General features: G+C 35.4%; 6 protein-coding genes. 5 read left to right on the top strand and 1 reads right to left on the bottom strand.

Annotation, left to right across the window (positions count from 1 at the left end; all coding sequences use genetic code 11):
* Positions 1-12: 12 nt before the first annotated feature.
* Positions 13-2,361: a mechanosensitive ion channel family protein gene (locus tag BUA98_RS07500; protein ID WP_072970991.1), complete on the bottom strand. Its 2,349-nt coding sequence runs from the start codon at positions 2,359-2,361 to the stop codon at positions 13-15.
* 194 nt (positions 2,362-2,555) lie between these two features.
* Here BUA98_RS07500 and BUA98_RS07495 point away from each other — a divergent pair, with 194 nt between their 5' ends.
* The 5 genes from BUA98_RS07495 (at position 2,556) to BUA98_RS07475 (ending at position 12,215) form a co-directional block, all read left to right on the top strand.
* On the top strand, positions 2,556-4,157 hold the full coding sequence (locus BUA98_RS07495; RefSeq protein ID WP_072970990.1) for a Na+/H+ antiporter: 1,602 nt from the start codon (positions 2,556-2,558) through the stop codon (positions 4,155-4,157).
* A gap of 163 nt (positions 4,158-4,320) precedes the next feature.
* Positions 4,321-5,358: a LacI family DNA-binding transcriptional regulator gene (locus BUA98_RS07490; RefSeq protein ID WP_072970989.1), complete on the top strand. Its 1,038-nt coding sequence runs from the start codon at positions 4,321-4,323 to the stop codon at positions 5,356-5,358.
* Between the two features lie 640 nt (positions 5,359-5,998).
* Positions 5,999-9,163, top strand: a complete 3,165-nt coding sequence (locus BUA98_RS07485) for a SusC/RagA family TonB-linked outer membrane protein (protein WP_072970988.1) — start codon at positions 5,999-6,001, stop codon at positions 9,161-9,163.
* A gap of 12 nt (positions 9,164-9,175) precedes the next feature.
* On the top strand, positions 9,176-10,807 hold the full coding sequence (locus BUA98_RS07480) for a RagB/SusD family nutrient uptake outer membrane protein (protein ID WP_072970987.1): 1,632 nt from the start codon (positions 9,176-9,178) through the stop codon (positions 10,805-10,807).
* 37 nt (positions 10,808-10,844) lie between these two features.
* Complete coding sequence (locus tag BUA98_RS07475) at positions 10,845-12,215, top strand: glycan-binding surface protein (protein ID WP_072971833.1); 1,371 nt, start codon at positions 10,845-10,847, stop codon at positions 12,213-12,215.
* Positions 12,216-12,221: the final 6 nt, after the last annotated feature.

Raw genomic sequence — 12,221 nt, 5'->3', positions numbered from 1 at the left:
CAATATCAATTCTTAACTCGAAAAAGTCAATCCTTTAGCTTTAAAACTACTAAAAAGAACCTGACGGGCAGAACTAACAGTTTCTTCTGTACGGTAAATACTGCACCAGAATTTCACTAATACTTTATATTTTCCTTCTGAAATAGCATTGTAGAAAATTTGTGGTGTTTTGGTTGTGTTTACTAAAGACAAGCTTTCCAATGCTTCCATGATCGTTGCATTGATATCGTCCGGAGTGGTATCACCACTAATGTCTATTGAAACTTCAACTAATTTAAAATTATCTGTATACGTCCAGTTGGTGATGTTTTGCGATAGTAAATTTCCATTCGGGATAATGATTTCTGCACCGTTTGGCGCATTGATTTTAGTGGTACGCAATCCCATTGACTTCACTCTTCCAGATTCAGAACTAATTTCAATAACATCCCCAATTTGAATTGGTTTGTCAAAAATTAAAATAATACCCGAAACGAAATTATTAACCACATTCTGAAGTCCAAGTCCAACACCGACACCTAAGGCTCCTAAAAGAATACTCAGTTTATCCAAAGGCATTCCGGAAGCAGCAACCGCTAAAAGATAACCGCCAATCAAAACAGTCAGTCTTGTAATGAGCAATTTAGAATGTTGCCTTTTGTTGACATTTTCTTCGTTTTCATCGTCAATTTCTCCAAAGAAATAAGCAACATATTTTTGTAATAAATGGGCGATCCAGATAATAATAAAAAACAAGACAATATTTCCTAAAGTGAAGGTAATGCTTCCAATATTGTTTGGACGACTTAATAATTCTCCTAAAGAAGTTCGAAGCGATTGCCAAATGTTTAAATTCGAAGCAATTACCACAACCCACATATAGCCAATTACTAAAACAAAAGGCTTTTTGAGTGTATTGGATAAACTCTCGTGATCAAAAATCTTTTCAATGCCACGTTTAACTCTGGTGGTATATATCTGCAGAAGAATGATTTCTAAGATTATTTTTAATAGTACACTAAGTGCCACTATCTGTGTAAGCGAAATAAAAGCAGTCAGACTCAGCATATTCGAAAGTGAAACTCTTCCGAAAAGGTTATAAAGTATCGATAAACCATTAAAACCGATGAAAATTATACTGGCCCATTTGAAAAATCCCTGAATATACAATTGCTCTTTAAGGGTTTTGATTTGCACCAGACCATAGCGTATTCCTAAAACATTTATAGCAATGAAAGCGCAGCGTTGCAGGAAGCCAACTTCAATAAAAAGATCAAGGAAACAAAGCGTGAAGAATAAACCTAAGAGAAACAGCCAGTTTTTCATCGCTACTTTTGACCATTGATTTTTGAAAAGAATAGTCAAAATTCCGAGTAAAAGCATTTGAAGTAATTCTATAAACAAAGCCGGAGCAAACAAATTGCTTACAACAGCAATATTAAGCCCTATTACAGCAACCGGAATAAGAAACCCTCTGTTTAAATATTTGAAATTAAATAAGGAAAGGTTTTCTGAATGTCCATTTGTTCTGAGATATTTTAAATTACGTGAAATATACCAGGCCAGAAGTCCCATAAAAAAGAGCAGTGTAATGAGTCCGCCTGTACGGTAACTCAGATAATAAGCGGCAACTTTTTCCTCAATCACTATTTTGACACCAATGTTTTGTGCCACTGTTTTTTTGGGGATAGAGTCGTTAATACTCCATAAAAAAGGATATTCTTTATGCAGCATGCTAATTCCGGACTTTTCAAGCTTACTTTCGACAACCAGTAATGCGTTTGACACGGCTATTTTTCGTTGTACAGTAATTCTTTTTTTCTTGTTTAGAATTCCCTGATTTTTCGTCATCAGGCTATCTGTACTTCGGTATTTTTTCCTTAGGTTGGCAAATTCTTTTTTGAAATGCTTGCGACGGATGGTATCTTTTAAAAGCGCCATTAGATCTTTGTCTTTGCGCAGTTCGATAAATCGGCCTTTTATCTTTTCCAGATTTTCATTACGCAAATTGATTGCCTTATTTTGTTCCTCCAGCTGCTGCTGAATTTCTTCCAGCACAGTTTGATACATTTGCTGGTTACGCACATTCGGATTAGCACCTTTCAAACTTACCAGAATCAGGTCAAGTTTGCTTTGTGTTCTTTTAATTTCTCCAAATAAATGATGAGAAGCACTATCAAAATCGGCATCATTGTAAGCTGATTCCATCATTTCATTGGCTCTTTCAATAGCCATAAGATACTCACTGTCTGTGGTGGCTTCTTCAAATAATTTGGAACGTTTTTCCTTTTTAACAGTGTCGGCTTGCGAATAGGAGAGTGGCGCATAAAATAATGCAAGAACTAGGGCTAATAAACAAAGAGAATTTCTTTTTTGAGACATAATGCAAGTAATGAATTTAGGGTTTCCAAATTTAATTGTTTTTAAGACACTTTAGCAGAAAATATCGAATAATTCTAATACAAAACACTTAAAAAGACTTTCATTTCTGTGTCGATTATTTACTGTTTTTTAAATAAAACAGTATATTAGTCTCCTAATTTTACTATAATCCAAAAACCAATAAACAGCAATAAATGGAAAATATCACAGTAATTATTATGCTACTATTTGGCGTTGCTTTTCTTAGCCTGATTAGTAAAAGATACAATTTTCCAATACCAATTGTTTTGGTACTTTGTGGCGTTGTGATTAGTGTTATCCCCGGACTGCCTGTTATTGCGCTGAATCCTGAAGTTGTTTTTATTATTTTCTTGCCGCCTCTTTTGTATCATGCGGCCTGGTATACAAGTTGGTTTGAATTTAAAAAAACGATTCGGCCCATTACGCTTGCAGCTGTTGGTTTAGTTTTATTTACGACGATAGCAGTTGCTCTTGCAGCACATTGGCTTATAGAAGATATGTCCTGGCCTTTGGCTTTTTTACTGGGTGCTATTATTTCGCCACCAGATGCCGTTTCAGCCACTTCAATAACAAAAGGTCTTGGTCTTCATCCGCGTCTAATTGCAATCCTTGAAGGGGAAAGTCTGCTCAATGATGCCAGCGGACTTGTAGCTTATAAATATGCGTTAGCAGCAATTTTGGCTGGAAATTTTGTGCTTTGGGAGGCTGGTTTGAATTTCTTTATCATGTCGACGCTTGGTATCGCGATTGGTTTAGTCGTAGGTTTTGTAATGAGTATTGTACATAAAAAGTTTGTGTGCGATGATATAATCGAAGCTACATTAACCCTCCTGACGCCTTTTGCTTCCTATTTAATTGCAGAGCATTTTGAATGTTCCGGTGTACTTGCTGTTGTAACAACCGGACTTTATCTTTCCGCTCGATCAGGGAGAATTTTTACCCATGAGAGCCGTATTATGGCAGTCACAATCTGGAGTATTCTGACTAATATTTTAAACGGTCTTATCTTTATATTAATTGGTTTACAGCTTCGTCTTATTATCATCGGAATCAGTAATTATTCTGGCAGTTCTTTATTTTTGTGGGGTGCGAGTATTAGTGCCGTTGTTATATTAGTCCGTTTTCTATGGGTAATTCCGTCAACATTATTGCAGAAATACTTAAGCAGTAAAAATAAACAGAAAGAAGAGTTTGATTACCGTAACATGATTATTTTTGGCTGGTCTGGAATGCGCGGCGTTGTTTCCATGGCAGCAGCTATGGCCTTACCCTTGATGATGAATGAAAAGGAGGCTTTTCCTTTACGTAATCTTATTATTTATCTGGTTTTTTGTGTCATCCTTTCAACATTGGTCATTCAGGGATTAACACTTCCGTGGCTTATCAAAAAATTAAAAATTCAGCCTTATTCTATTATAGCCGAAGAATACGAGATCAGGAATGTTATTGTTTCTGAAACAATTGCCCATATCGAAGACAACTTTTCATTGCTTAACGACGATTTACTTCACAACATAAAAAGTAAATATGAAGTGAAGTTTAATCGCTTGCAGAAAACTGAACTTCCGGCTAATTTTTTTGGAAAAGGAAATGTAATGGGCGGACAGATTTTTAATGAGTTTACTAAACTTCAGATTGATTTATTGAATATCGAGCGCGCAAAACTGGAAGTGATGCACAAACAAGGATCTGTGAATGAAGAAATTTTTCGGAAAATAGAAAAAGAACTGGATTTGGAAGAAACTCGTCTGTGGATGGAAATGTATGAGGAATGACAATTAGCCAATTAGATAATTAGTCAATTAGATAATTAGAATGTTGGAATGTTGGAATGCTGAATGTTGGATTTTGATATTGGATAATCGTTAAATGGAAGGTGAATTTAGGAAGATTAATGTTGTAAAATAACTTATATTTACATCTCTTATTATCTATTTTATGGAAGAAAATAAACACGTAACAATCTATGATATTGCTGAGAAGTTAAATTTAGCAACCTCAACAATTTCAAGGGCTTTAAAGGATCATCACTCTATAAGTGATAAAACGATCAAGAAAGTTAAAAAGGCTGCAAAAGAAATGGGATTTGTACCTAATACTCTTGCCGCAGGGTTGCGTGGAAACAAGACAAAAACAATTGGTGTATTAATACCAACAGTTACTCAGCCCTTTTTGTCATCATTAATTAGTGGTATCGAAATTACGGCTCAAAAATCGGATTATTCGGTAATTATTATGCAATCGCATGACTCTTATCATGATGAAGTTAATATGGCGAAATCCTTGTATAGCAACCGTGTAAGTGGTGTTATTTGTTCGCTTGCTATGGAAACCAGAGACACTTCGCATTTTCAGCAATTTTCAAACAATAATATTCCGTTGGTTTTTGTCGACAGGGTTCCTAAGGACTACAATACTTTCAGAGTTGTTATTGATAATTATTCTGCAGGTTATAAAGCGACAAAACATCTTATAGAACAGGGATGTCTTCGTATTGCACATTTAACAGCCGGTTCAGAATTCGGTAACTTGTACAACGAAAGAAAAAGAGGTTATGTTGAAGCCTTGAGAGATCACAATTTACCTGTTGATGAGGATTTGATTATTGATTTGAAAGCTGTTACCTATGAAGAAGGAGTGAAGGCCAGCAACAAATTGTTTGATGTGAAACCACTTCCCGACGGGCTTTTTGCATCTGGAGATATAATTGCGGTCAGCGCTGTACAAACAGCCAAGAAAAGAGGCTTAAAAGTTCCGGAAGACATTGCTATCATTGGTTTTAATAATGACCCGATTTCTCAAATTATCGATCCTAATTTATCCACCATAACGCATCCTGCTGAAAAAATGGGAAAAGCGGCTGCGGATATTATTATTAAGAACCTCAAATCTGCGAAAAATGAAGATGTACAGGAAATTGCTTTCTTAAATACAGAAGTCCTTGTTCGTGAATCTTCTAAAAGAAAAGAATCTTAAAGAGTTGAATTGAATTTGTAAGTCGTTTTTAATTAAATATTTACATTTTTATCTCCTATTAAAAAATCATAAAATCAACAATGATTTATAGTCTAAAAACTCCTTTCAATTTTGTTTGAAAGGAGTTTTTTTTGCTTTATAAGCAACCGATTGTTTTTTATCGGTTTTCTATTTCTTATTAAGATTTAAATTCTCGTTAAAACCTTATTACCATTATAAAAGACTTTTTTGTAGTGTAGGCTGAGCGTTCTGTTTTTTTTGTCTGAATTAATTGCAGATAATTTTTTAGTAAAGGGGATTGAAGTAAAAAATAAATTTAGTTTTTTATTTTTTTGCATTTTTTCTAGTTTTTTTAATGATACTCCTTTTTATCTATAACGTTTTCGTTGTTTTAAAACCCTGTTTTGTCAAATATTCAATATTTTATTAATAAAAATATAGATATTACTTTTTTTATGGCTATTTTTTTAGAAATTCAAACAAAAAAAATGCACAACCGGTTGTGTATTGTTGCAATTTATATATATTTGTTTTCAGAAAAGCTTTTTTACTAGTTTAATTCTAATCAGATTAAAGCAAGTAAGAGGCCCATCAATAAAAACTAACTATACCATTTATTAACTAATTAAACCAATCATTTATGACTAACTTTTTACTTACTAAAAGCAAATCAAAATACTTTAAGAACCTGGGTTTTATGATCCTGCTGTTAGTATTTTCTGCTTCGGTAAATGCTCAGACAACTGTATCAGGAACAGTTTCAGATAATAGTGGACCTTTACCGGGGGTCAATATTATTGTAAAAGGAACAAAGACAACTGCAGCTACCAATTTTGATGGTACTTATTCTATTCAGGCAACACCAAATGCCGTTTTGGTTTTTAGCTTCATCGGATTTAAAACCAAAGAAGTTCCCTTAAATAACCAAAGTCAGATTAACGTAACGCTTGAAGAAGATTTAAATAGTTTAAAAGAAGTTGTAGTCGTAGGATACGGTACAATGAAGAGATCAGATTTAACCGGAGCTGTTTCTACAGTTACCAGTGCGGCCGTACAACAATCTGTTGCAACAACAATTGATCAGGTTTTACAAGGTCGTGCAGCGGGTGTACAAATTCAGTCGAATAGTGGTGCACCGGGTTCAAGTTCTTCCATTCGTATTCGTGGTATCAGTTCCTTAAATGGATCAAATGAACCCATTTTTGTAATTGATGGTGTTATCATCGACGGCTCTACAAGTTCTGTAAATACAAATCCGCTTGCGAATATCAATCCAGCCGATATTGTTTCGATGGATATTTTGAAAGATGCTTCAGCGACCGCTATTTATGGATCAAGAGCAGCAAACGGAGTTATTATGATTACAACAAAACGTGGTAAAAAAGGAGATATGGTTCTCAATTTTGACAGTTATGTAGGTTGGCAGGAAATTCCGAAACATTTAGATTTATTAAATCTTAAAGAATATGGTACACTTAAAAATACCCGTTCTGATTTAGGAATCGTACAACGTGACAATTACTTCATCAGACCTGATTTATTGGGAGAAGGAACAGATTGGCAAAAAGAATTATTTGATACGGCTTTGATGCAGAGTTACAATTTATCGGCTTCAGGTGGTACAGAGAATACTACTTACGCCTTAGGAATGGGTTACTTAGATCAGGAAGGTATTGCTATCGGATCTGGATTCGACCGTCTTAATCTTAGAGGGGTTGTCGATTCTCAGGTAAAAAGCTTCTTGAAAGTGGGAGTAAATTTCGCTTTAAGCAAAACCAACCAAACCACTACAGTTCAGGATGATGCCTTAATCTTAACGGCACTTAAACAAACACCAAACGTCGCAGTTCGTAATGCTGACGGTACATTTGATGGTCCCGACACTAAAGAATTTGTTCAAAACAATCCAATTGGTTTAGCTTCGATCAAAGACAATCATAATATCAATTACGGAATAAGAGCGAATACGTATGCTGAGATTGGTTTTACAAAAGACCTAAAATTCAAAACAACTTACTCATTAGATTACGGTTTTGCTAATAATTACACTTTTAATCCATCGTATACTTTTGGAGCATTGGTAAATGATGTAAGAGAAGGTTCAAGAACAAAATCTAATAGTGAATTCTGGAGCTGGAATAATGTTTTAACCTACGATAAAACCTTTGGAGAGCACAAAGTTGTTGCTCTGTTAGGTCAGGAAATGCAGGAATCAAACTGGGAAAATCTTTACGGTTACAGATCAGGATATCTGACGAATGGCGCAACAGATTTAAATGCGGGTGATGCTACAACAGCTAAAAATTCAAACGGAAGTAATACAAGTTCGCTGAGTTCTTATTTCAGCAGAGTACAATACTCGTTCAATGATAAATATTTCGTGACCGGGACCATAAGAAGAGACGGTTCTTCTAAATTTTACAAAGACAATCAATGGGGATGGTTTCCGTCAGCGGCTTTGGCCTGGAAAGTTTCAAATGAAAATTTCCTGAAAGAGAGCAAAGTAATTAGCAACATGAAATTGCGTTTGGGCTGGGGAGAAGTCGGTAGTCAAAATGTACCAAACTATGCCTACACATCTACTTACAATGCTTCTGCAACCAATTGGGGAACAGGATTATTGGCAGCAAATACAGCAAATAAAGATTTACAATGGGAAACAACCAGTTCAAGCAATTTAGGTCTTGATATTAGTTTCTTAGATAACAGAATTGAACTTGTTGCCGATGTTTATTACAAAAAAACAGAAAATTTATTATTGCAATTGCCTCTTCCGGCTTATGTGGGAACAACTGGGCAAGGATCAACTTCTGCTCCGTGGGTAAATATCGGTTCTCTTGAAAATAAGGGATTGGAGTTCACATTGAATACTTTAAATATGGACAGAAGAGATTTTACCTGGAGATCGAATGTTACTTTCTCTATGAACAGAACTAAAGTATTGGCATTGAATACAGAAACCGGAATCTTAAATAAATCACTTCAGCAAGGTTCTGATGTAACTATTGTTACACGTACAGCAGTAGATCAGGCTATTGGTCAGTTTTATGGATATAAAGTAATTGGGCGTTTCGAAAAAGCTACTGACTTTTATTATAAAGATGCAGCCGGAACAGTGAAACCAACCGCTTTACCTGAAGGAATGGCAATCGGTGAAAATGGTGTCTGGATTGGAGATTATATTTTTAAAGATGTAAATAATGATGGTGTAATTAACGAGAAAGACCGTGATTATATTGGTAATCCTAATCCTGATTTTACTTTCGGAGTCAACAATTCATTTTCTTTTCAAGGATTTGATGTTAGTATTTTGGTAACGGGTTCTTATGGAAACGATGTAGCAAATTATCAAAGACGCTGGTTAGAAAATCCTCGTGAAAACACGAATTTATTGTCATCAGCTTTAGGATATGCACAATTGGGATTAATTGATCAGAATGGGCCAAATGATTACCGTAATGTGCAAATTGTTGGTGGAGATCCTTATATGCCAAGAATTGCAGCTTCGTCAGCAGCATCGGCTTCTAACTTCCGTTTTAGCGACAGATTTATAGAAGATGCTTCTTATGTAAGGGTTAAGAATATATCAATTGGTTACAACTTGCCAAAATCATTGTATTCTAAATATGGTATTTCTAACATCAAGGTATATTCAAACGCTCAAAACGTATTAACATTCACGAAATACAAAGGCTATGACCCTGAAGTTGGATCTCTTAATCAGGATGCCCTGTTAACAGGTATTGATAACGGACGTTATCCATCACCGATGATCACGACTCTTGGATTAAATGTTAATTTCTAATTATTGCAAACTATGAAAACAAAAAATATATTTTACTCGGTTCTTATGATCGCATTGCCATTTGTTTGGACTAGTTGTAGTGATCATTTAGAAGTTGAACCAAATGATCAAATCACAAAAGAGAATTTTTATAAAACGGAAGCCGATTTTCAGGCTGCGACAGGACCATTATACAATAAAGTCTGGTTTGATTTTAATGATAAATTTTATTATGGTTTAGGAGACGGGCGTGCCAATAACTTATACGCTCCGTACTCAGATTATATTTATCCTTTTACTGATCTGTCTGAAACCGGATTAACAGGGCCTTTGGTTTCTGCCTGGGGATCTTTGTATAATGTGGTACAACAATCAAATAACGTAATTATTGGTATTACTGAAAGTGAAGTTAGTGACGCGGTTAAGAACAAATATATTGCTGAAGCCCGTTTTATGAGAGGTACAGCCTACTGGTATTTAGCTTCGCTTTGGGGAGATGTAATTATTACGACCGATCCGAGAGAATTGGTTAAAAATCCAATAGTGAATAAAAATCCATTAAAGGATGTTTATGAATTTGCTATTCGCGATCTGGAATTCGCAGCTAAATTTCTGCCGGAAACTGCTGGTCAGGCTGGAAGATTGACTAAATATAGTGCTTACGGAATGTTATCTCGTGTGTACTTGTCATTTTCAGGAGTAAGCGATAACCCAAACAGTGGAACCAGAAAACAAGAATATCTGGATTTAGCTAAAAAAGCAGCTGAAAAAGTAATCACTTCAGGGGTATATAAATTATTACCTAACTATGATGATTTGTTTAAAATAGACAATAATAACAATTCAGAATCGATGTTTGCGCTTCAATGGGTTCCAAACGGAGATTATGGTGTAACGAACACACATCAGGCATATTTTGCATTGGGATCTGATATTACAGGAGATGATACCGGATGGGGTTATTGGACAAGAGCATCTTACAATGTTTTACAGGAATACGAATCAGCAGATAAACGCAGACAGGCCACCTGGATGGCAGATAATGATTTTTATCCTGAAATCAATAAATCAAATGGAGGATATACGGTTGATCATACGAATGATTTCCTTACAGTCAAAAAAGGTGTTGTAGGTTCTACCAAAGACAATGCTAAAACGTCTCGTATGAACTCAGGGTTAAATACGTACATGTTACGTTTAGGAGAAGTGTATTTGAATTATGCCGAAGCAGCTTTAGGAAACAGTCCTACAACTGCTGATGGTCTGGCTATTGCATCAGTAAATGAACTTCGTACACGCGCAGGTCTTAATGCCAAAACAACACTTTCTTATGCTGATATTATTCACGAAAGAAGAGTAGAGTTGTGTATGGAAGGACAGTATTGGTATGATTTAGTTCGAAGATCGTATTACAAACAACAAGAAGTAATCAATTATGTGACAAGTCAAAATAGAGGTACAATAGTTCCAATTTTATACGACAATACGATCAATAAGGTAACAATTGATGCTTCACAAAGCACTAGTTCTCGTTCTATTGGAGTAATCGATGCTACTATTTTTCTTTTGCCTTATCCGGAATCTGAATTGGTTCAAAATCCGTTGTTGAGAGAAAACCCGGTTCCTTATGAGTTTACAGAGGAGAAAATAAAAGACTTGTTCTAGTATTATGAAAAATAATAATTTAAAAAGATTGATCAATATGAAGCAATATATATTAAATAAAAAATATTGGGCACCCCTTGCGTTTCTTGGCATGATGTGCTGCGCATTGCTGTTTACCTCTTGTGATAATGAGGATTCAGCAAGTAAATCAATAGCAATCAGTAAAGTGTTTCTGGAAGATGTAAATTCAGCTGTTCCTGACAGAGAAGTTAGTTTTGTAAGATTGGGACAAACGATAAGAATTGAAGGTTCTGGTTTTAGCGGACTTAAAAAAGTATACATAAACGGTTATTCGACTTATTTTAATGTCGTTTTTGTATCGGATAATTCGATTATTTTGACTGTTTCTGGCGATACACCAACTATAGAAGCAGAGCCGGCAGACAGAAATACAATTCGTTTTGTGAACGATAATACCGAAACAGTATTTCCATTCCAGATTCGTGCTTCAAGCCCAACTATTAGCAGTATTTCGAATACAATGCCAAATCCGGGTGAAAAAATTACAGTTTCCGGTGCTGGTTTAACTGAAATAAACAAAGTAGTTTTTCCGGGAAATGTTACAGTAACAACCGGAATCGTATCAGATCCTGATGGTGAATTTTTCACAGTTACAATGCCAGGCGGAGTTTCAGATACTGGAGGTTCAATATTTGTTGAAGGTTCAAATGGAGGTGCTTATTCTCCTGCTTATTTTAACTTTAAGAAAGGTCTTTTATTGAATTTTGACGGAAGCGGATCTCACGGCTATTGGGGAACTTCGACAAGCATGATTCAACCAGAAGATTTAGAGTCAGGAACAATTGGAGCAGATAATATTTCGCAAGGTAAATATGTTCCGCATCGTCCAGCCCGTATCGCTTCTTTTGATGCTGCCAAAAACCGTTGTACAGAAGTTTGGACAGCAGGAAATGGTGTTGATAACTGGAGAGCACAGTTAACACCTTATATTCCGGCAAACACAGCGTTGGATCAGGTGGCTTTTCAGTTTGAGGTTTACGTACCGGATGCCTGGAAAGATTCAGGGTTTTTAAAAATATGTACAATCAATAATTTTAATGGAGGTGAATGGACTGGAGGTTGTTACAATTACGTGCCTTGGATTGTAGACGGAAAATCGGTTGCTTTTCAAACGACCGGTTGGACAACGGTTACGATTCCATTAAACAAATTTTATGCATGGTCTAAAGAAGCTTTTACTTTCGAAACTGTTTTAGCCTACCGTGAGGCTGCAGCGTATCAAAATTTCGGTATTTTCTTCGAAAATTCTGATGTTAAATTGAAAGATGTTACAGGAAATGATAGTACTGTAGAGTTTCCTTCAAAAGCAACTTCTGTGAAAGTATATACAGATAACTGGAGAATAGTTTCCTTAAATACACCAACTTATAATGATTTCCCGAACTAATATAAA

Origin of the sequence: Flavobacterium saccharophilum, from assembly GCF_900142735.1 — a bacterium.
Classification (GTDB): domain Bacteria; phylum Bacteroidota; class Bacteroidia; order Flavobacteriales; family Flavobacteriaceae; genus Flavobacterium; species Flavobacterium saccharophilum.
Note: the sequence above shows the minus strand (reverse complement) of the source record. Positions and strands in the feature narration are given on the sequence as shown.